Below are 19,971 nucleotides of genomic sequence, written 5' to 3'. Positions count from 1 at the left end.
GGCGCGGGATGTCTGCGATAGGGCCGGGGCGTGGCGCGGCCGCCGTGGTCGGAGCGGCTTCTCAGCGCTGCGGGACGCCAGCCCGCCACACCTCGTGGGTGAGCGGCATGCCGGGGCGATAGGCGAGGTGGATGGCGGCGGGCGCGTCGAGCACGTGCAGGTCGGCGCGGGCGCCGACGGCGAGGTGGCCGACGTCGCCGCGGCGCAGTGCGAGGGCCCCGCCGCGGGTGGCGGCGTGGATCGCCTCGGCGAGCGAGAGGCGCATCTGCAGGACGGCGGTCGCCACGCAGAAGCTCATCGAGCTGGTGTAGCTGGTGCCGGGGTTGCAGTTCGAGGCGATCGCGACGGCCGCTCCCGCATCCAGCAGGTCCCGGGCCGGGGCGAGCGGGGCGCGGGTGGAGAGGTCGCAGGCCGGGAGCACGGTCGCGACCGTCGGCCCGGCGTCGACCGCGAGGCGGCCGGAGACGTCCGCGCAGCCGGGCGAGACCACCGTGGAACCGGGCACGGAAGCCGGGGAGCCGCTGCTCGTGGCGGGGCGGGTGGGCCGGGAGGCGGTCGCGGCGAGGGCCTCGACGTCGGCCGCGGAGACGTGGTTGACGTGGTCGACGCTCGCGGCGCCCAGCCCGGCGGCGAGGGCGACGCCCCCGGAGCGGCCCAGCTGGTTGCCGTGGACCCGCAGGCCGAGACCCGCTTCAGCGCCGGCGCGCAGCACCCGCTCGGACTGCTCGGGATCGAAGGCGCCCTCCTCGCAGAAGACATCGATCCAGCGCACGTGCGGGGCGACGGCAGAGAGCATCTCCCCGGTCACCAGGGCCACGTAGTCCTCCGCGCCCGGGCGGCCCTCGCGGCCGTCGAATTCGGCGGGCACCAGATGGGCACCGAGGAAGGTCGCCTCATCCAGCTCTCCCTCCCTCACCAGCTCGGACGCGAGCCGGGCGGCGCGCAGCTCGTGCTCCACGGTGAGGCCGTAGCCGGTCTTGGTCTCGAGCGTCGTGGTGCCGCCGGCGACCGCCTCCGCGATCCGGCCGCGCACGAGCGCGCGCAGCCGGTCGTCGGTCGCGGAGCGGGTGGCGGAGGTGGTCACGCCGATGCCGCCCGCCGCATAGGCCTCCCCGGCCATGCGGGCCTCGAACTCCGCGGCCCGATCCCCGTCGAAGATCAGGTGGGAGTGGGAGTCCACCCAGCCGGGGAGCACGGCGCGACCGCCCAGGTCCACCCGCTGGTCGGTGGGCGGCGCTTCGGCGGCCGGGCCGCTCCAGGCGACGATGCCGTCGTCGATCACCAGGGCCGCGTCATGACGGAGCTGGTCGTCGGTGACCGTGCCCGGGCGGGCAGGGTCGTCGAGCTCGGGGTCGAGCGTCCACAGCTCGCTGATACCGGTCAGCAGGGTGCTGGTCATGATCAGTCCCGTCGGGTGGGGGTCATCGGCACGCGCACCCCGCGCTCGTGGGCGACCTCGTCGGCCCGGGAGTATCCGGCATCCACGTGGCGGATCACCCCCATCGCAGGGTCGTTGGTCAGCAGGCGCTCGAGCTTGCGGCGGGCCAGGTCGGTGCCGTCGGCCACGCCCACCTGACCGGCGTGGATCGACCGGCCGATGCCCACCCCGCCGCCGTGGTGCAGGGACACCCAGGTGGCGCCCGAGGACGCTGCGGTCAGGGCGTTCAGCAGCGGCCAGTCGGCGATCGCGTCGGAGCCGTCGAGCATGGCCTCGGTCTCCCGGTACGGGGAGGCCACGGAGCCGGAGTCGAGGTGGTCGCGGCCGATCACGATCGGCGCCGAGACCTTCCCGTCGCGCACCAGGTCGTTGAAGAGCATGCCGGCGCGCTGGCGGTCGCCGTAGCCGAGCCAGCAGATCCGTGCGGGCAGGCCCTCGAACTCGACGAACTCGTCGGCCGCATCGAGCCAGCGGTGCAGATGCTCGTTCTCGGGGAAGAGCTCCTTGATCGCGGCATCCGTGACCTTGATGTCCTCAGGGTCCCCGGACAGCGCCACCCAGCGGAACGGGCCGAGGCCCTCGCAGAACAGCGGCCGGATGTAGGCGGGCACGAAGCCGGGGAACTCGAAGGCACGCTCGTAGCCGGCATGGCGGGCCTCGTCGCGGATCGAGTTGCCGTAGTCGAACACCTCGGCGCCGGCGTCCTGGAACTCCACCATCGCCTGCACCTGGCGGGCCATCGACTCGCGCGACTTCTTGGTGAAGCCCTCGGCGTCCGCCTCCGACTCCCGCTGCCAGTCCTCCAGGCTCACCTCGGTGGGCAGGTAGGACAGCGGGTCGTGGGCGCTGGTCTGGTCGGTGACCACGTCGATCCGGAGGTCGCCGGCGCGGTGGCGCTCGAGCAGGGCGGGGAACACCTCGGCCGCATTGCCGACGATGCCGATCGAGAGACCGCGCCGCTCAGCCTGAGCGGCGTTGGCGAGGACGATCGCGTCGTCGAGGTCGTCGGCGATCTCGTGGCAGTACCGCTTGGCGACGCGACGCTCCAGGCGCGTGCGGTCGACGTCCGCGATGAGGCACACCCCGTCGTTGAGTGTGACGGCCAGCGGCTGGGCGCCGCCCATGCCCCCGCAGCCGCCGGTCAGCGTGATCGTGCCGGCCAGGGTGCCACCGAAGCGCTTGGCGGCCACGGCGGCGAACGTCTCGTAGGTGCCCTGGAGGATGCCCTGAGTGGCGATGTAGATCCAGGATCCGGCGGTCATCTGCCCGTACATGGTCAGGCCCTCGGCCTCCAGGCGGCGGAACTCGGGCCAGGTGGCCCAGTCCCCCACGAGGTGGGAGTTGGCCAGCAGCACGCGCGGCGCCCATTCGTCCGTGCGCAGCACGCCGACGGGTTTGCCGGACTGCACCAGCAGGGTCTCGTCGTCCTCGAGGTCGCGCAGGGTGTCGACGATCGCGTCGAACGCCTCCCAGGACCGGGCGGCGCGCCCGGTGCCGCCGTAGACGACAAGGTCGTCGGGCCGCTCGGCGACCTCGGGATCGAGGTTGTTCATGAGCATCCGCAGCGGAGCCTCGGTCTGCCAGGACTTGGCGCTGAGCGAGGTGCCGCGGGCAGCGCGGACGGGGCGGGCTCCGGGGAGAGTCATCATCGGCTCCTGGGGTCGGGTGCTGCTGAGGTGTTCCCTCCAGGACACCACCGCCGACCGGGCGGGTCGAGGGGCGCGGGAGCGGATCTGTCCGGGATACCGGACACGGGGCGCGGCGAGGAGGGCCGACGGCGGGTCAGTCCTACCTCGTCAGTCGTGATGGCTCGCGGTGGCGACGATCTCCGCGAGGATCTCCCGAACGCGCTCGGGCTGCTCGACCCAGGGCAGGTGCCCGGCGTCGGAGACGACTCTCTTGCGGGGTGCGCGGGCATGGGCGGCGAGCGCGACCACCGGGCCGACCGGCCGGGGATCCGCCATGCCGTGTATGAACGTGATCGGGCAGCGCACCGCGGTCGCCCAGGTGATCTGATCCATGTCGTCGAAACTCACCAACGCCCGGTTGGCCTGGTGGTTGATCGCGTGCGACGAGGCCGCCATCGCCGCGGCGAGGTCGTAGCCGGCCTGCGGGTCGGCGTAATCCGTCGCCCAGGACAGGCGTCGCCACTCGACCTCCTCCGCGGTGGTGCGCTCGCGGCCGTCCAACTCGGCGAACCGCTCCGCCCACGGCGCGAGACGGCGGGCACGTTCAGCACGGTACGGCGTGCGCCAGTCGCCGATGCCCACCCCGTCGACGTAGCCCAGCGCCGTCACCCGACCAGGGTGGGTGCCGGCGTAGGCGAGGGCGAGGGTCGCCCCGAAGGAATGCCCGATCACCACTACGCGGTCGTGGCCGAAGGCGTGACGCAGTTCGTCGATGTCCTCGACGAAGCGCTCCATGGTGAGGTCGCCGGGCGAGGCGCCGGACCCGTCGGACTCGCCAGTCGGGCTGGTCGACCTGCCGCAGCGACGCTGGTCGTAGCGGTGCACCGTGGCTCGACCCGCCAGCATCTCGGCCACCGGGGAGAGGTAGTCCCATAGCCCCGGCCCGCCGTGGACCAGGATCACCGCCGGTGCGTCCTCCGGGCCGGGATCGGTCCAGGTCGCCAGGCGGGCACCGTCGCTCATCGTCATGAATTCCATGCCCCGACGCTACTGTCCGCGCGCGGCGATCAGCGCCTCCCGCTCCTCGCGCACCAGCTCCCAGGTGCGCACCAGACGCGGGAGCGTGAGCATCACCAGGCCGCCGGCCATGTTCAACGGGATCACCCAGGCGAACCACACGAGCCAGGAGGCATAGGAGTAGTCGGACCCCGCATGCATGGCCCCGAAGATCACCGCAGAGCTCAGCGCTCCGTGGAGCATGCCGAGGCCCACCACGAGGAACCCGCTGATCAGGGAGTTCGCGATCGTCGCGATGCCCTCCCTGGACCCCTGCGCCATCCTCGTCACCAACGTGATGGTGAAGCCCGCCAGCAGTGCGAGGGCGGCCGTCTCCAAGGTGAGGCCCTTGCCCAGGTACTGATCGGCCGTCTCCAGCAGGATGGTGTCGAAGCGGGGGAACGCCGCGACGACGACCCAGGCGAACGACCATCCGCCGACGAGGTTCGTCACCAGCGTCACCGACCACAGCCGCACCAGCTGAGTCCAGGTGCCGTGACCGGCGGCGATCGCGTTGATCGGCACCAGGAAGTCCTCGGTGAACAGCTCGGAATGGGCGAGGCGCAGGGCGTACAGGCCGATGCCGAAGGCGAGTCCGCCGAGCAGCTTCGAGCCGGTCGCATCGACCACGGCGAGCATCGCCATCAGCCCGAGCCCGACGTCGATCCCGCCGAACAGGCCGGTGATGATCAGGGCGCGCCAGGTCCGGTTCAGGCGGTTCGCGCCCTCCTCGACGGTGCTGCGGAACTCGTCGACGAGCTTGTCCTCGACCGGCTCGTCGGACTCCCCGAGCCACTCGCGCTCGGCCATCTCCCCCTGTTTGGCCCGCCGACGCCGCGCACCGTGCGTGTCCCGTGTGCCGGGCGCAGCAGGGGTGCTGCGCTCGTCGGGGCCGCCCCGTTCGTCCGGTCGGTCCTCGTCGTCGGGTCGGTCCGGTCCGTCGGGCCGGTCCGGTTCGTCCCTGCGCTCCTGCTCGCCCTCAGTGACCATGGCCGGAACCTTCCCTCGGGAATGACGGTGGAGAAACGGTGCGGCGCACGCTACCAGCAGGGACGGACCGCGCCGGACGAGGTGTCCGCACCCCCTCGACCGCCGCGCACGTATCCTGGCACCCAGCGCGGCGGGAACTCCGGCGTGAACGCTCGACGACAGGGCCATTCGCCACGCACCACGACGAGCCGGGAGCGGCTCGCCGGAACATCACGACGGTGTTCGACGCTACGGACGCGAGCATGGTCACCGACGAGGACGACGGACGCTGAAGACGTGGAGGCGAACCTGATGTCACGGAAGACACCGGATGAGGTCGATCGGGAGATCGCCCGGATGGACTCCGAACAGCTCCCGGCCGGCAAGCACGAGCTGCACGGGGCAGGCCACTTCGCGGGGCTGTATGCGGCCGAGAACGTCGCAGGAACGGAATTCGTCTTCGGCGCGACCTTCGTCATCCTCGGCGCCGGGATCTGGGATGTCCTCATCGGTCTGGCCGTCGGCAATCTGCTCGCGGTGCTGAGCTACCGGTTCCTCACCGCGCCGATCGCTACTCGGACACGGCTCAGCGTCTACACCTTCCTCGACCGGGTCGCCGGGGGGATGACGTCCAAGATCTACAACGGCCTGAACGCTGTCGTCTTCGCGATCATCTCCGCAGCCATGATCACGGTCTCGGCGACTGCACTGCGTCTGATCCTCGACTTCCCCGCGCAGACGGAGGCGTATCCCACCAGCGTGGGTTTCATCGTCCTCGCGATCGTCTTCGGGGTCGTCGCCGTGCTCGTCGCGGCCTTCGGGTTCAATGCGCTCGCCGAGTTCGCCAGCATCTGCGGGCCATGGCTGATGGTCATGTTCGCCGCCGGGGGCATAGTCCTCATTCCGAGGGTCGCCGACGAAGCACTCGGAACCACCGTGATGTCGGGATGGAGCGACTTCATCGCCATCGGCGGAGACACCGTCTTCACGGGCAAGACCCCGGACGGCGCAGACGGCATCGGCCTGCTGGGAGTGATCGGGTACGCCTGGGCCGCGAACACCTTCGCGCACGCCGGCCTCATCGACATGTCGCTGTTCCGGTACGCCAAGAAGAGCTGGTACGGGTACATGTCCGCCACCGGGATGTTCCTCGGCCACTACATGGCCTGGATCTCGGCAGGTTTCATGGGCGCGGCGACTGCCGCGATCACGATGAAGAGCATCACGGTCCTCGAACCCGGGCAGGTCGCGCTGCAGGCATTGGGCTACGCAGGCTTCGTCGTTCTCGTCGTCGGCGGATGGACCACGGCCAACGCCAACCTGTACCGCGCCGGGCTGGCCGGTCAGGGGGTCTTCCCTCAGTTCTCGAGGGCGAAGGTCACGCTGATCGTCGGGGGCGTGGTCGTCGTCGCGGCCGTCTTCCCGTTCATCTACCGGGGCTACCTGAACCTCGTGACCTACGCCGGGATCGCGCTCGTGCCGATCGGCGGGATCCTCTTCGCCGAGTACTGGCTCCTGCCCAGGCTCGGGATGACCCGGTACTGGGCTCGCTACAAGGGCGTGCAGAACGTCGCCGCACTGCTGGCCTGGGGGATCCCGCTGGCCGCCGCGGCGGTGGTGCTCGTCATGGGTCTCGTCCCCGTGTACTTCCTCTTCCCGCCCGCCTGGGCCCTCAGCGTGGTCCTCTACGTCGTGCTCGCCAAGCTGATGGGAGCGGCCGAGCCGTATCCCGACGGCAAGGCTGCCGACGAGCTCTTCGCGGAGCGGGTGGAGGTGTTCCATGCCCAGCAGGCGCGCGAGGAACCCTCCGAGGTCGACACGCGGGACCGCCGGACGCTGACCAGAGTGCTCAGGGTCGTCTGGATGATCGTCCTCGTCGTGATCTTCGCGGACGCCCTCATCGTCCTCTTCTCCAGTCCGGATCTGGCGACCTTCGAAGCGCATCGCGACCGGTTCTTCCTGATCGCAGCCGTCGGAACGGTGCTCTACTTCCTCGCCGCCTACTGGGAGCTGCGCCGACGAAAAGCGCATGCCAGGCAAGCCCTCGCCGTCCACGATGGCCCCTCGTCCGCAAGGAGCCCGCGGCTCCCGTAGCGATGGCCAAGCAGCTTCGCGACGCCCAGGTGGTCAGCTCTTCCCGGTGCGTGAGCGCGCCGGTGCTGCACACGACGAACTCCCGGGGGCTCCAGGGGGCCTCGGGGTGTTCGCACGACGCTGTGCGTCTATGCGGGCTGGTGTCGTCGATGCCGCCGAGCTCGGCGGAGGCTCGGTCACGCCGCCTGACCAGATAGGACAGATGAGGCAGACAGGGCAAGCCGCTCATCCTGACACTTGGGCTACCCCTGAGTAGGCGAATCGGGGAGATCACTCGGGGAGATCAGCAGCGATCCGGCGGCCCAGCAGGCGCCGCGTGATCTCGTCGGCCGCGCGCCGGACCACCGCGGCGAGCCGCCGGCGCCGTTCCTCATCGACCTGCGACTCGACGAAGGTCAGTGCGACGGAGGCCGCCGGCCAGCCGCTGTGGTCCCGCACCACCGCGGCCAATGAGCCCAGCTCGTCGGTGACCTCCCCGGATTCGTGGGCGATACCGTCCGCGCGCACCGTGACCAGCAGCTCGCGCAGATCACGAGGAGTCTCCGGGACGGGCGCCGCGGTGCGGGAGGTGAAGTCGTCGCGGTGGCCGAACAGGGCGCGCAGCTGCGCGGGAGGGAGCTCGGCGAGGATCGCCCGGCCGCTCGCGGTGAGGTGCGCGGACAGCCGCACGCCGACGTCGGTGACCAGGCTCGGCCGATTCCGTGCGCGCTCCTCGACGACGTAGAGCACGTCCCGACCATGCAGGACGGCGAGGTGGCCGGACTCCCCGATCTCGTCGACCATCGCTTCGATGACCCGTCGGCCGATGCGCGCGAGCGGCTCCTGGCGCAGGTAGGCGCCGGAGAGCTCGTAGGCGGCCGGACCCAGCCCGTACAGCCGCTCCTGGCCCAGATGCATGACGTATCCGTGCTCGACGAGGGTCGCCAGCAGATCGTAGGTGCGCGACCGCGGCAGCTCGAGCTGCTCGGCGATGCGGGTGGCCGCTATCGGCGTGCGCCGCGAGGCGAGGAAGGTCAGCAGACGCAGCGTCGCGTCGGCCGCCGGGACTTTCGGGGGTGCCATGATGGTTCAGGATGCCATCCGGACGATGACGCGAGGAGCTTCGATGACGACCACACCTGCCGAGATGGCCGAACACTGGTCCGGGCGGCACGACGGTGACGGCCCCGAGCACGCCCGCTGGCACCAGCTGGTGCAGGTCATGGGGCTGCACGGGCACGACGAGGCCGACGAGCCCGCGGCCGAGCCCCACGTCGCGCTGCTGGGCTTCCGCTCCGAGGAGGGAGTGCGCCGGAATCAGGGCCGGGTCGGAGCCGCCGAGGGGCCCGTCGCCCTGCGCCGGGCGCTCGCACCGCTCGCCCTGCACGGTCCGCTCGCCCGCGGCGAGGTGGGCCTGCACGATCTGGGCGACGCGGTGACGCTCGGCGAGGAGCTCGAGGCCGGTCAGGCCGCGGCCGCCGAGCTCACTGCCCGCGCCCTCGATCGCCCCGGGTCCCGCCTGACCGTGGTGCTCGGCGGCGGGCACGAGACGGCGTGGTCCTCCTACCTGGGGCTGGTCGGCTCCCGAAAGGGCCCGGGAGCGGGTACGGGCACGGGAACTGGCGCTGGGACCGGGGCTGGCACTGGTACCGACACTCGGGCTGGCACTGGTACTGGCCCTGGTACTGGCGCTGCTGCGGGCGCCGCCGATCCCGGGACGACGAGCGCTGAGCGGCGCTGGGGAGTGCTGAACCTCGATGCGCACTTCGACCTGCGCGACGAGCCGCAGCCCACCTCGGGCACGCCCTTCGCACAGATGGCCGAGGCCGAGGAGGCCGCCGAGCGCACCCTGCACTACGCGGTGCTCGGGATCGCCGAGCCGTCGAACACGGGCGCCCTCTTCGCCACGGCGCGGAGGCTCGGCGTGCAGTGGTGGACCGATGAGCAGTGCCTGGCAGCCGGTGCCGACGGGATCCGCGATTTCGTCGCGCAGTTCGCCGCTGACCTGGACATCCTGTACCTGACCATCGATCTGGACGTGCTTCCGGCAGCTGTGGCTCCCGGCGTCTCCGCCCCCGCCGCCTACGGGGTGCCGCTACCGCTGATCGCCGCGGCAGTGCAGGCTGCGGCCAGCAGCGGGAAGCTCGCCCTGCTCGACGTGGTGGAGCTGAACCCCGCCCTCGACATCGAGGGGCGCACCGCTCGCGCCGCAGCCCGACTGATCGACGATGCCGTGCGCACGGTCGTCGGCGGGAGCGCCTGAGCCGCTGGCCCGCACCGCTTGGCGCGCTCTCCCCGGCACCCGGCACCCAGCACCCAGCACCCAGCACCCAGCACCCAGCACCCAGCACCCAGCACCCAGCACCCAGCACCGAACCACCTCGGACCCCGCCGAGCCAACTCCGCGCTGGCCCACATTGCCCCAACCCGAGCACCCCTCCTGAATAGGCGGAATAGGGGTGCTCTCAACGCCTATTTCGCCGGGGTAGACCTGCGCTGGCTCGAGCGGACCGTCGCTGGCCGAGCATGGCGACCCCCGCGACCGCCGAGCCACCCCGGACCGCTGCGGTCCCCACGCCCCCGCGACCGCCGCTATTGGCGCACGAAGGAGCGCAGCTCCGGCTCGTGATCGTGGACCTCGGTGAACCCGAGCGACTCGTAGAAAGCTCGCTGGCCCGGCTCGGCATCGGTGAGCAGCACCTGCTGGCGCACGTCGGCGAAGGGTGCGAAGGCCGCGTCGACGAGGCGTCGGCCGACTCCTGACCGTCGTGCATCGGGGTGCACGAGCACGTCCTGCAGATAGACGATGGTGGCGCCGTCTCCGATCACCCGGGCGAGGCCCAGCAGGCGGCCGTCGCGTCGGGCGGTGACCACACGGGCGCTGCCGGCGAGTGCACGCATCAGCGTGGCGGGCTCGTCCGTGTAGGCGCCCCAGCCCACCGCCCCGTAGAGGTCCAGGGTCTCCTGCAGCGCCGGCACCTCCGGGCCGATGACAGTCCCTTCGGTCGCAGGCGGCATCGACGACCCCGTCGGCCGCCACCGCGAGTCGACCAGCTGGAACAGGCGGCAGTCCGACCATTCCCCGCCGAGCCGGAGGTAGGAGGGCGCCAGACCGTATTCGGCGAACCCGCAGTGCTCGAGCACGCGGCAGGAGGCGTCGTTGCCCACCTTCACCTCGGCCTGGATCCGATGCAGTCCGAGGCCGCCGAACGCCACGGCGATCGCGCTGCGCACCGCCGCGGTGGCGACTCCGCGACCGGTGACGGCATGGTCGACCCAGTAGCCGAGCGAGGCGGAGTCGAACGCGCCGCGCGTGATGCCCGAGAGGTTGAGTCGGCCGACGAGCCTGGTCACACCCTCCTCCTCGAACCGGATCGCGAGCGGGAGGCTGCGGCCCATCTCGCGGTCGGCGAGGGCGTGTGCGATCGCCGTGCGCTGCGCGACCTCGGTGCACCAGTCCTCCTCCCGTGCGGGCGCGGCCACCAGCAGCTGGTCCTGATTGCGTGCCTCGAGCTCCGCGAGCGCGGGGGCGTCATCCGCCGCGAGGAGGGTCAGCGTGACCTGATCGGGCCGGATGGGACGACGCGGCGGCGAGGCGGGCGAGGTGAGTGAGGACGGCGAGGCGGGCGAGGAGGGTGTCGCGGGTGAGGAGGGTGAGGCTGGTGTGGTGGGTGTGACTGGTGTGGAGGGCACGGCAGGCGGGAACGGCACAGCGGGCATGGCGCTCATTCTCCGGTACGACCGTCGATCACCTCGCACAGCAGGTCGAGATGCCCGAGGTGGCGGGCGTACTCCTCGATGAGGTGGGTGAGGATCCAGCGCAGGTTGACGTGCTCCCCGTGGCGCAGTCCCCGCACCGGCCCGTCCAGGTCGCTCCAGCTCGCCTGTGCGGCGCGGGTGGCGTCCAGCTCCTGGCGGTAGGCCTCGATATCGGCGAGCGCGGTGGCGGGCTCGATGTCCTCGAAATCCCCGTCGGGATTGTCCTCGCTGCAGTGCGGATCAGGCTGCTCGTCATCGAGCAGGACCTCGCGCAGCCAGTAGGCCTCGTTGTCCGTGAGGTGGCGGATGATCCCGATCGGGCTGAGAGCCGACGGCGGCACCGACCTGGTGCACAGCTGCTCAGCGTCCAGCCCGTCGATCTTCCGCAGTGCCGTCTCGCGGTAGTACTCGATCCAGGCGTCGAGCGACTCCCGCTCGCCGGCCATCGGCGGAGGGTCGACCCGGGTGGCGGGCAGCGAGCGCGCGGTCGAGATGGCGGGCGATGGGGCCGCGGACGAGGTGTCGGACGCCGAGGGCGGAGTCGAGGTGTCGGACGCCGAGTCCGGGGACGAGGCATCGGGCGACGAGGGCAGAGTCGAGGTGGCGGAGTCGTCGGGAGTGCTCATGGTGAGCACCTTTCCACGGGCTCCCTCCAGCGGCCAGTGGTTTCTCCGCGCCGCGGGCCCGGCGAGGCGTGCAGCATGGTGGAGCTGAGCTCCTCCCTCGGCCTCGGCGCCCGCACCGCCCGGCACGCTGCTCGGCGGCCAAGCACGCGCCGGCCCGACAGTGCTCCACCCCGAGCACCCCGTCCGAAGAGGCGGAATAGCGGGCTCTCAACGCCTATTTCGCCGGGGTAGAACTGCCGCTCCCCTGGTACCTCGCCAGCCCGCTTCCCGGTCGTCTGCTCGCTGTTCCCCAAGTACCTCGCCCGCCCGCTTCCCACCCGCCTGCTCCCTGCTCCACCGCTTCCACCGCGCCCCCGCGCCCTGCGCCCCGCGCCCCGCGCCCCGCGCCCCAGCCGGATCAGACGAGCAGGGTCTGGACCAGGGTCACCGCGGCGACGCCGCCCAGCAGCCCGGAGAACAGCAGGGTCAGCGTGGAGGCGCGGGCCTTCGCCGACAGCGGGCCGCCGACGATGCCTCCCGCTGCGGAGCCGGCCGCGAAGATCAGGGTGGTGGCCCAGTCGATCTGGACGTCGGTGCCCACGCGTGCCAGCAGGCTCGCGGCGGTGGCGATCACCATGACCAGCAGGCTGGTGCCGGAGGCGCGGCGCATGGCCAGGCCCAGGGCGATCACCAGCATCGGGACCACGATGAAGCCGCCGCCGACGCCGAAGAAACCGGTGAGGAGCCCGGTGAGGGTGGCTGCCGCGATGACGAGCGGCAGCCGGGGCGAGGCGGGCCGGGTCGGGGTGGTGGGCAGCTCGGCCTCGCCGTGATGGTGCAGCAGGCCGTCGGCCGATTCGGTGGTGTCCGGGCCGGGCTGGTCCAGCACGGGATCATCGTGGATCGCGACGGTCGCCTCGGCGTCGGCCCCGCGAGAGCCGTGGGCGGCGGCCTCGGCGCGCTCCTCGCTCCGGGTGCGCAGCGCGCGGCGCAGCATGGCGAACGCGACCGCGACCAGCAGCACCCCGAACAGCGTGAGCAGCACCTGCTCCGGAACCAGTGCGGAGAGCCGGGAGCCGACGACGGCACCGGCCACGGAGATCGCGGCGAACACCGCGCCGCTCCTCCACTCCACGTTCCCGTGCCGGGCATGGTGGGGAAGGCTCACCAGCGCGGTGATCAGCACGATGATCAGGCTCGAGGCCGTCGCGGAGTGCGCCGGCATGCCGAGCAGGAACACCAGCACCGGCACCGCGAGGATGCCGCCGCCCGCTCCCAGCGCACCGACCACGATGCCGACACCGATGCCGACGCCGATCGCGAGCAGGGCGAGCTCCATGGACGAACTCCTCGAGGGTGCAGGGCGACGGGCGGCTGGAGTCGGCGGTGCTTCACGGCGGCCGGTCGCGACAGTGATCAGGACCCTCCCACGGTACGCGGAGTCCGAGGGTGCTCGCGCCCGCTCCCCCGTAGGATCGAGACCCCCTCTCCCCCGTCTCCCCAGGAGTCGATGTGGTCCGCTCACCGTCCAGCCGCTCCGCGGCCCTGCTGGATCCGGCCTCGCCCGCCCTGGGCGAGCAGCTGCGGGAGGCCTGGCGCGCCGGAGCCCTGCTGCGGCCGACGGGTACGGGCCAGCTGGCTCCGAGCGGGCCCGGCCGCGACGGCTCCGAATCGGCCGCTGTGACCCCGTCGGGCGAGGCGCAGGTCTCCCTCGCGGGTGTGGGCGAGCGCTTCGCCGCCTGGCGCGTGGTGCCCCAGCGCGGCGCAGCAGTGATCGTGCGGGTCCCCCACGTCGCACCGGATGAGCTGACCCAGGACCTCGGCCAGGAGATCGCGGCGCTGTCCCTGCTCCCCGCATCGGTCGGCCCTGCACCGGTCGTAGCCCATGAGGACCCCGCGACCAGCCCGATCGGGCACGCGTTCGTGGTGGCATCCGACGTGCCCGGCACGGCGGCCGCCCCGGAGGCCTGGACCGACCTGGAGCTGGCCGCCCACGCCGACGTCCTCGCCCGTCTGCATTCCGTCCCCGCCCCCGGGCGGGGCCCGGTGGGGCTCGGTCCGGATCCATGGGCCGCCGTGCCGCGCGGTGCGCAGTCCCTGCTCACCGAGGTGGAGGAGGAGGTCGCTGCCTGGCGCAGCGCGCATGGCCCGGTGATCGCCGAGCACGGCTTGGAGCCCTTCCTGGAGGCGGCGCTCGCCCGGGTCGCGACGATCGAGCAGGACCTCGCCGCTCTGGACGGTTTCGTGCTGGCCCATGGCGACCTGTGCGCCACGAACATCCTGTGGGAGCACGGGGCGGGCGGCCCGACGGCCCGATACATCGACTTCGAGTGGGCGCAGGGCGATGATCCCGCCCGTGACCTGGCGATCATCGGGGGCGCGGTGCACGGCGGGCCCTGGTACGTCCCGCTGGACCCGGACCAGGTGACCGCGTTCGTCGACGCCTATGTGCGCGCCCGCAGCCGGGCCGGCGAGCTGCCCGCCTCGGTCGCGGACACAGCTTCCCTCCGCGACCGGATGCGGGCATGGATCGCGTACGAGCGCACCGCGATGCTGGTGCACGTCGCCTCCCGGGCCTCCACCCGATCCCTGCACCGTCGGGTGCTGCCGATCCTGCGCGGCACCCTCGCCCAGGAGCTCGGACTGCCCGCCTGAGATCTCGCCGCGGCCGCGCACGGCCCGCCCCACGCTCCACCGCGCATTGCGGCGCGCACCACGGTGGGACCGACCTCGGTTGCCACGCGGAGCGATCTGCGTACGGTGGGGCCATGAGCGACTTCGAGAAGAACGGACCGAACGCCCCCAAGGGCTACTTCGCCGCGGAGGCCGCCGGCCTCCAGTGGCTGGCAGAGCCGCAGGTGGTGCCCGTGGTCCCGGTGCTCGAGGAGGGCAAGGACTTCCTGCGACTGGAGCGCCTGGAGGAGGTCGCACCCTCGGCCGACGCCGCCCGCGAGTTCGGTGCGCAGCTCGCCCGACTGCACGACGCCGGGGCGCAGAGCTTCGGCTGGTCCCCCGCCCCGACCGCCTGGTTCGGTCCCCTCGACAGCCCGTTCGAGGTCGCCACCGCCGAGCACGAGGACTTCCCCGACTTCTGGTCCGAGGACCGCCTGCGACCGCTGGCCGATCGCATCACCCGCACCCTCGGTGCCGACGGGCACGACACCATCGACGAGGCGATCGACGTGATCGCCGACGGCGCCTTCGACGGCATCAGCGGGCAGGGCACGGAAGAGCCCGCTCGAGTCCACGGTGACCTGTGGTCCGGGAATCTGCTGTGGACGGCGGACGGCGCCACCCTCATCGACCCGGCCGCGCACGGCGGGCACCGCCTCGAGGACCTCGCGATGCTGTCCCTGTTCGGGGCGCCCTTCCTCGAGGAGATCTTCGAGGGATACGAGGCCGAGCACCCGATGCCGGGCGACTGGGAGCAGGACCTCTGCGCGCACCTGTTCTTCGGCCTGCTCGCGCACGTCCACCTGTTCGGCGAGGCCTATGTGGACCAGGCCATCGCCACGGCCGAGGCGATCACCGCCCGTGCCGACCAGCTGGGCTTCTGAACCAGCTGGGCTCCTGAACCAGTGGGATTACCGAGTCAGCTGGGCTTCTGAGCGCCGCATTCTCGTCAGCGTGCAGGATCGGTGCGCGCATCGTGCAGATCCGTCCCGGCTGAGCGTGGGCGCCGGCCCGCTCGACTAGATTTCGAGCGTGCCCAGCCCCACCCCGCCCCGCCGCGCCCTCGCCGTTCTGCGGCCGGCGCCCTGGGCCATCGCGCTCACCCTGTGCGTCGGTGCGCTGGCGGTGCTGATCTGCGTGGGCCTCTGGGCGAGTCACCTCGGCGATCCTCCGGCGTGGGCGTTCGACTGCGATGACACCACCTGCACCGACCTCTGGATCGACGCCCGACGCCACTACCTCGGCGTCTCCGCAGGGGCCGGTGTCGCCGCGGTCCTCGGCTGGCTGGTAGGAGGATTCGCCGTGCCCGCTCGTCCGGTGCCTGCTGCCCCCTCCGTCGCTGCCCCCGAGCCGGTGCTCCGCACCGACGACGCCCCGGCGTCGGCTCCCGCTCCGGCACAGGCACCGGCACCGGCACCGGCACCGGCACCGCCATCTCCCACGCCGCGCGGGCGCCGTGCGACCGGGGTCTGGCGACTGCTCGGCGTGATGCTCCTGGCCGGAGCACTGCTCGTCGGTGCCGGATGGCTGGCGATCTCTGTGTCGCGGCCGATGGGCCTCGCGGGGGCCGGCGTCGCAGTCGCCGTGGCCGCGGGCGGCGCCTGGCGCTGGATGCGGCCCGGCGCAGCGTCCGATCGGACGGCGTACTGGATGGCGGGCGCCGGGACGGGCGGCCCGCTGCTCGTGCTGGGGCTGGTATGCCTGCACCCGGTGGCGTTCGTGGTGACGATGCTGGTGGTGGCCGCCCCGCTGCGCGGGATCCCGATGCTCAGCGCACTGGTGCTCGCCGGGGCGGTCGTGACGGGCCGGCTGCTCCCCCGGCAGGCAGCCGTGGAGAGCAGGGCGTCCGGCGGTGCTGCCCGGCCGGTGCCCGCACGACCCGACGCCGGCAGGCTCGTCACGGCGTTCGCCGTCGTCGCACTGCTGGCGCTCGGGGTGCGGGCGGCCTGGCCGGTCGACGCACCTGCCGACGATGCCTGGGTCGACGCGGCGAGGTCCGAGGCCCCCGAGGGGGCGGGCACGGAGGTGGGCCCCGGCGGGCGATCGGACAGCGACGGATCGGCCGACGGCGGCAGCACGTCAGGCGACGGCTCGACCGGTTCGGGCGAGGGAACGGCGGACGGGACGCTTGCGGGCCGGCCCCGGGATCCCGAGTCCTCCCCTCCCATGGACGCCTCTGACCTGCCCGAATGCGCCGCCGGGAACCTGGCGATCAGCGCCGGCGGCTGGGATTGGTGGACCGGCAACTCGGCCGGCGCCCTCACCGCGACGAACGACGGCGAGGAGGCGTGTGCTGTGCGCGGCACCCCGGAGCTGACCCTCACGCAGGGCGGCGAGGAGATCGCCCTGCGTCCGGAGCCCCTCACGCACCTCGAGGCCACGGAGCAGCCGGAGGACGGCATCGGACTCCGCCCCGGCGACTCCGCGCGATCGCTGCTGTACTGGCCCGGGTATCGCACCGCCGCCGATCAGGAGACCCCGCAGACCCTGACCCTGCGCCTCGCGCCCGGGGGCGCGCCCCAGTCCGTCGACCTCTCCGGCTCCGGGAGCGATGATCCGGAGACTCCTGGATCGGGCGACGACGCCCCGGCCGCTGCCGCCCGTGATGAGGTCGGGCCCGGGGAAGCGCCTTTCGATCTCGTGTCCGGGGTGCCCGGAGGAGCCGTGATCGAGGTCGGCCCCTGGGAACGCGTGCCTGCCCCGGCAGGCTGAGAGGCTCAGTCCGGCGGGGCAGGCACGCGGCGACGTCAGTGGTCGTGGCCCTCGTGGCCTCCGCCATCGCTGGTCTCGTCGTGGGCGTGGTCGGCGTCCTCGTCGTGGTCGGCGTCCTCGTCATGGTCGTCGTGGTCATCCGCGCCCGGCGTGATCTCGTACTCGCCCGAGGCGGTGCCGGTGGCGACCTGGATCTCGTGCGGGACCACGGGCAGGTCCAGCTCGCGGTAGACCTCGCCGCTGGCGATGTCGACCATCGTGAGCTTCTTGGCCTCGGGGTCGACCACGAAGGCGGTGCCGTCGGCCACCGACATCATCGGGCCGGCCTCCTGCCAGTTGTCCGGCTCGCTCCACTCCTCGGTCACCGGGACCTCGTGGAGGATGTCGCCGGACTCGGGGTCCAGGATGTTCAGCTCGCCGTCGGTGGTGAGCACGAGGGCCTCGCCATCCGGTCCGCGATCCAGCGACCGGAACCAGTACTCGGATCCGAGGTCGACGATCTGCTCGGTGTCGTCACGGGTGTCGATCAGGGCGATCTCGGTGGGGCGCTCGATGCCGCCCTCGGGGTCGGCCTCGACCTTTCGGTCGGCCAGCACGATCGGGGAGTCCTCATGGCCCTTCTGATTGCCGGAGCGCTCGTAGTCGCCCTCGATGTCGACCTTGTGGAACTCACCGTCGCGGTAGATCACCGCACCGTTCTCACAGCCCAGGCTGATGACGTCGCCGGACTCGGTGGGCTGGGCGGCGGCCTCGCCGTGCACGCCCGGGCAGTCGTCGGTCTCGGCGGTGACCTCGCCGTCGGCGTCGAGCACCTGGACGGTGTGGCGCTCGTCCTCGGTGCCCTCGGTGCGCAGCAGCCCACCATCGGACAGCGGCACCGCGACCCCGTGGTGAGGATCGGCTGCGGCGGTCTCCTCGACCACGCCGAGGTCGCCGTCGGCGAGCTTGCTCGGGTCGATCACGGTGATGCCGCCGGTGCCGTCGGCGAACAGAGCGGTGCGATCGCCGTGGGGGACGACGTGCCCGGGCATGGGGGCGTCGAGCGACAGCTCGGTGAGCGCCGGATCCTGCGTGTAGTAGTGGAAGTGGTCGCCGTGGGCCTGGGAGATCAGGCCGGTGTCGTACATGGTGATCGCGTCCGACGCGCTGACTGCGACATGGCGGCCGTCCCCGGCGGGATTCAGGCGCACGAAGCCGTCGACGTCAGCCGTGCCGAGGGTGCTGCCGTCGGAGGAGTCGAGGGTGGTCACGCCGCCGTCGTGGGCGAGCACGATCCGCGGGGACAGCGCGCCCACCTCGGTGCGGTCCGAGGTCGGAGCCGCCTCGCCGCCGCCGTCGGAGGCACCCTCGTCGGCGGCGCCCCCGCTCGGGCCGCCGCACGCGGACAGCGCGAGCACGCCCGCGCCGAGCAGGGCGACAGCACGTCGTTTCATGACAATGGTTCTCATCTGATGCATGAAAGGAACACTAACAGTTCCTGAGAACCATTCTCAGCGAGAGGGTGGTGTTCCAGGTCACAGAATGCACAGGCGCACGCACGAGGGCCCTCCCGTGCCGCCGACCTGCACACGCGCAGGGAACGGCACGGAAGGGCCCGTCATCGGTCGACCGCCGGACGGACCGGCGGCGCGACCAGGAGGTGTCGGCTCAGATGACGCCGAAGGCGATCATGGCGTCGGCGACCTTGCGGAAGCCGGCCACGTTCGCGCCGACCACGTAGTCGCCGGGGCGGCCGAGCTCGTCGGCGGTCTCCACGCACGTCGTGTGGATGCCCTTCATGATCTGGGTGAGGCGCTCCTCGGTGTGCTCGAAGCTCCAGGCGTCACGGCTCGCGTTCTGCTGCATCTCCAGCGCGCTGGTCGCGACGCCGCCGGCGTTCGCGGCCTTGCCGGGCCCGAAGGCGACGCCCGCCTCGCGGAACACCGAGACGGCCTCGGGGGTGCAGGGCATGTTCGCGCCCTCGGAGACCGCGCGCACACCATTCTTGACCAGGGTGCGAGCGGCGTCGACGCCGAGCTCGTTCTGGGTGGCGCTGGGCAGCGCGATGTCGACGGGGACGTCCCAGACGCTGCCGCCGGCCACGAAGCGGGCACTGTCGCCACGACGCTCCGCGTACTCGGCGATGCGGCCGCGCTCGACCTCCTTGATCTGCTGGAGCAGCTTGAAGTCGATGCCCTTCTCGTCGACCACGTAGCCGGAGGAGTCCGAGGCGGTCACGGGAGTGCCGCCGAGCTGCCTGATCTTCTCGATCGCGTAGATCGCGACGTTGCCGGAGCCGGAGACGGAGACCCGACGCCCGTCGACTGCGGCGCCGTGGACCTTGAGCATCTCGTCGGCGAAGATGGCGGCGCCGTAGCCGGTGGCCTCCTTGCGCACGAGGGAGCCGCCCCAGTCCAGGCCCTTGCCGGTGAGCACGCCGGCCTCGTAGCGGTTGGTGAGGCGCTTGTACTGGCCGAAGAGGTAGCCGATCTCGCGGGCGCCCACACCGATGTCACCGGCGGGAACATCGGTGTACTCGCCCATGTGGCGGTGCAGCTCGGTCATGAAGGACTGGCAGAAGCGCATGACCTCGCCGTCGGAGCGGCCGTGCGGGTCGAAGTCGGAGCCACCCTTGCCGCCGCCGATGGGCAGGCCGGTCAGGGAGTTCTTGAAGATCTGCTCGAAGCCGAGGAACTTCACGATGCCGAGGTTCACCGAGGGGTGGAAGCGCAGGCCGCCCTTGTAGGGGCCGAGGGCGGAGTTGTACTCGACGCGGAAGCCGCGGTTGATCTGCACGGTCCCCTCGTCGTCTACCCACGGGACGCGGAAGATGATCTGACGCTCCGGCTCGCACAGGCGCATGATGATGCCCTCATCGTTGTACTCCGGGTGGCGACCCTGGATGTACTCGAGCGACTCGAAGACCTCACGCACTGCCTGGTGGAACTCGGGTTCACCCGGGTTGCGGTGCAGCACCTGGTCATACGTGTTCTGGAGCATCGAATCGATCATCGCGGTCCTTTCAGGGTCCTCTGGAGAGGGGCGTCTGCGGCGACTGCAGGCGTGGCACGCCCGCGGC

Annotated in this window: 15 protein-coding genes; 5 read left to right on the top strand and 10 right to left on the bottom strand. The window is 71.9% G+C overall.

What is annotated here, in order from left to right:
* Positions 1 to 61: 61 nt before the first annotated feature.
* From CIK81_RS03555 to CIK81_RS03540, 4 genes are all read right to left on the bottom strand, one after another.
* Positions 62 to 1,399, bottom strand: coding sequence for an amidohydrolase family protein (locus CIK81_RS03555; RefSeq protein ID WP_114355380.1), 1,338 nt, complete (start codon positions 1,397 to 1,399; stop codon positions 62 to 64).
* A 2-nt stretch (positions 1,400 to 1,401) separates the two neighbouring features.
* Positions 1,402 to 3,084, bottom strand: a complete 1,683-nt coding sequence (hutU, locus tag CIK81_RS03550; protein WP_114355441.1) for a urocanate hydratase — start codon at positions 3,082 to 3,084, stop codon at positions 1,402 to 1,404.
* Between the two features lie 150 nt (positions 3,085 to 3,234).
* A complete protein-coding gene (locus tag CIK81_RS03545; RefSeq protein WP_114355379.1) occupies positions 3,235 to 4,104 on the bottom strand; it encodes an alpha/beta fold hydrolase in 870 nt (289 codons plus the stop codon).
* Between the two features lie 9 nt (positions 4,105 to 4,113).
* Complete coding sequence (locus CIK81_RS03540) at positions 4,114 to 4,932, bottom strand: formate/nitrite transporter family protein (protein WP_241963954.1); 819 nt, start codon at positions 4,930 to 4,932, stop codon at positions 4,114 to 4,116.
* Positions 4,933 to 5,403: 471 nt separating this feature from the next.
* On the opposite strand from CIK81_RS03540, the gene CIK81_RS03535 reads away from it, so the two are divergent.
* Positions 5,404 to 7,185, top strand: a complete 1,782-nt coding sequence (locus CIK81_RS03535; RefSeq protein ID WP_114328907.1) for a cytosine permease — start codon at positions 5,404 to 5,406, stop codon at positions 7,183 to 7,185.
* Positions 7,186 to 7,455: 270 nt separating this feature from the next.
* On the opposite strand, the gene CIK81_RS03525 is transcribed toward CIK81_RS03535, so the two are convergent.
* Complete coding sequence (locus CIK81_RS03525) at positions 7,456 to 8,247, bottom strand: IclR family transcriptional regulator (RefSeq protein ID WP_096197024.1); 792 nt, start codon at positions 8,245 to 8,247, stop codon at positions 7,456 to 7,458.
* Positions 8,248 to 8,290: 43 nt separating this feature from the next.
* On the opposite strand from CIK81_RS03525, the gene CIK81_RS03520 reads away from it, so the two are divergent.
* Entirely contained in the window at positions 8,291 to 9,427 is a 1,137-nt protein-coding gene (locus tag CIK81_RS03520; protein WP_241963916.1) for an arginase family protein, read from the top strand.
* A 329-nt stretch (positions 9,428 to 9,756) separates the two neighbouring features.
* Here the strand turns inward: CIK81_RS03520 and CIK81_RS18815 are convergent, their stop codons facing one another.
* The 3 genes from CIK81_RS18815 to CIK81_RS03500 all read right to left on the bottom strand — a co-directional run bounded on the left by CIK81_RS18815 (position 9,757) and on the right by CIK81_RS03500 (position 12,867).
* Positions 9,757 to 10,884, bottom strand: a complete 1,128-nt coding sequence (locus tag CIK81_RS18815) for a GNAT family N-acetyltransferase (protein ID WP_338065758.1) — start codon at positions 10,882 to 10,884, stop codon at positions 9,757 to 9,759.
* Between the two features lie 5 nt (positions 10,885 to 10,889).
* The gene (locus CIK81_RS03505; protein ID WP_199586250.1) at positions 10,890 to 11,549 is read right to left on the bottom strand and encodes a DinB family protein; all 660 of its coding nucleotides are present in this window, start codon (positions 11,547 to 11,549) and stop codon (positions 10,890 to 10,892) included.
* 397 nt (positions 11,550 to 11,946) lie between these two features.
* Positions 11,947 to 12,867: a sulfite exporter TauE/SafE family protein gene (locus tag CIK81_RS03500; protein ID WP_096164699.1), complete on the bottom strand. Its 921-nt coding sequence runs from the start codon at positions 12,865 to 12,867 to the stop codon at positions 11,947 to 11,949.
* A gap of 173 nt (positions 12,868 to 13,040) precedes the next feature.
* Between CIK81_RS03500 and CIK81_RS03495 the strand changes: the two genes are divergently transcribed.
* The 3 genes from CIK81_RS03495 to CIK81_RS03485 all read left to right on the top strand — a co-directional run bounded on the left by CIK81_RS03495 (position 13,041) and on the right by CIK81_RS03485 (position 16,913).
* Positions 13,041 to 14,183, top strand: a complete 1,143-nt coding sequence (locus CIK81_RS03495) for a phosphotransferase family protein (protein ID WP_114355378.1) — start codon at positions 13,041 to 13,043, stop codon at positions 14,181 to 14,183.
* Positions 14,184 to 14,296: 113 nt separating this feature from the next.
* Complete coding sequence (locus CIK81_RS03490; RefSeq protein ID WP_096164701.1) at positions 14,297 to 15,085, top strand: fructosamine kinase family protein; 789 nt, start codon at positions 14,297 to 14,299, stop codon at positions 15,083 to 15,085.
* Between the two features lie 148 nt (positions 15,086 to 15,233).
* The gene (locus CIK81_RS03485; RefSeq protein ID WP_114355377.1) at positions 15,234 to 16,913 is read left to right on the top strand and encodes a DUF4232 domain-containing protein; all 1,680 of its coding nucleotides are present in this window, start codon (positions 15,234 to 15,236) and stop codon (positions 16,911 to 16,913) included.
* A gap of 35 nt (positions 16,914 to 16,948) precedes the next feature.
* Here CIK81_RS03485 and CIK81_RS03480 read toward each other — a convergent pair whose 3' ends face one another.
* Positions 16,949 to 18,346, bottom strand: a complete 1,398-nt coding sequence (locus CIK81_RS03480; RefSeq protein WP_114355376.1) for a hypothetical protein — start codon at positions 18,344 to 18,346, stop codon at positions 16,949 to 16,951.
* A 214-nt stretch (positions 18,347 to 18,560) separates the two neighbouring features.
* The gene (gene gdhA, locus CIK81_RS03475; RefSeq protein WP_096164704.1) at positions 18,561 to 19,904 is read right to left on the bottom strand and encodes an NADP-specific glutamate dehydrogenase; all 1,344 of its coding nucleotides are present in this window, start codon (positions 19,902 to 19,904) and stop codon (positions 18,561 to 18,563) included.
* Positions 19,905 to 19,971: the final 67 nt, after the last annotated feature.

Origin of the sequence: Brachybacterium sp. JB7 (assembly GCF_003335205.1) — a bacterium.
Classification (GTDB): Bacteria; Actinomycetota; Actinomycetes; order Actinomycetales; family Dermabacteraceae; genus Brachybacterium; species Brachybacterium alimentarium.
This window is presented reverse-complemented; position numbering and strand designations above follow the sequence as displayed.

Bases quoted from the DNA above. Each gene is read 5' to 3' on its own strand.
- CIK81_RS03555 (WP_114355380.1), bottom strand. From the start codon at position 1,399: ATGACCAGCACCCTGCTGACCGGTATCAGCGAGCTGTGGACGCTCGAC.
- hutU (WP_114355441.1), bottom strand. From the start codon at position 3,084: ATGACTCTCCCCGGAGCCCGCCCCGTCCGCGCTGCCCGCGGCACCTCG.
- CIK81_RS03545 (WP_114355379.1), bottom strand. From the start codon at position 4,104: ATGGAATTCATGACGATGAGCGACGGTGCCCGCCTGGCGACCTGGACC.
- CIK81_RS03540 (WP_241963954.1), bottom strand. From the start codon at position 4,932: ATGGCCGAGCGCGAGTGGCTCGGGGAGTCCGACGAGCCGGTCGAGGAC.
- CIK81_RS03535 (WP_114328907.1), top strand. From the start codon at position 5,404: ATGTCACGGAAGACACCGGATGAGGTCGATCGGGAGATCGCCCGGATG.
- CIK81_RS03525 (WP_096197024.1), bottom strand. From the start codon at position 8,247: ATGGCACCCCCGAAAGTCCCGGCGGCCGACGCGACGCTGCGTCTGCTG.
- CIK81_RS03520 (WP_241963916.1), top strand. From the start codon at position 8,291: ATGACGACCACACCTGCCGAGATGGCCGAACACTGGTCCGGGCGGCAC.
- CIK81_RS18815 (WP_338065758.1), bottom strand. From the start codon at position 10,884: ATGCCCGCTGTGCCGTTCCCGCCTGCCGTGCCCTCCACACCAGTCACA.
- CIK81_RS03505 (WP_199586250.1), bottom strand. From the start codon at position 11,549: ATGAGCACTCCCGACGACTCCGCCACCTCGACTCTGCCCTCGTCGCCC.
- CIK81_RS03500 (WP_096164699.1), bottom strand. From the start codon at position 12,867: ATGGAGCTCGCCCTGCTCGCGATCGGCGTCGGCATCGGTGTCGGCATC.
- CIK81_RS03490 (WP_096164701.1), top strand. From the start codon at position 14,297: ATGAGCGACTTCGAGAAGAACGGACCGAACGCCCCCAAGGGCTACTTC.
- CIK81_RS03480 (WP_114355376.1), bottom strand. From the start codon at position 18,346: ATGAAACGACGTGCTGTCGCCCTGCTCGGCGCGGGCGTGCTCGCGCTG.
- gdhA (WP_096164704.1), bottom strand. From the start codon at position 19,904: ATGATCGATTCGATGCTCCAGAACACGTATGACCAGGTGCTGCACCGC.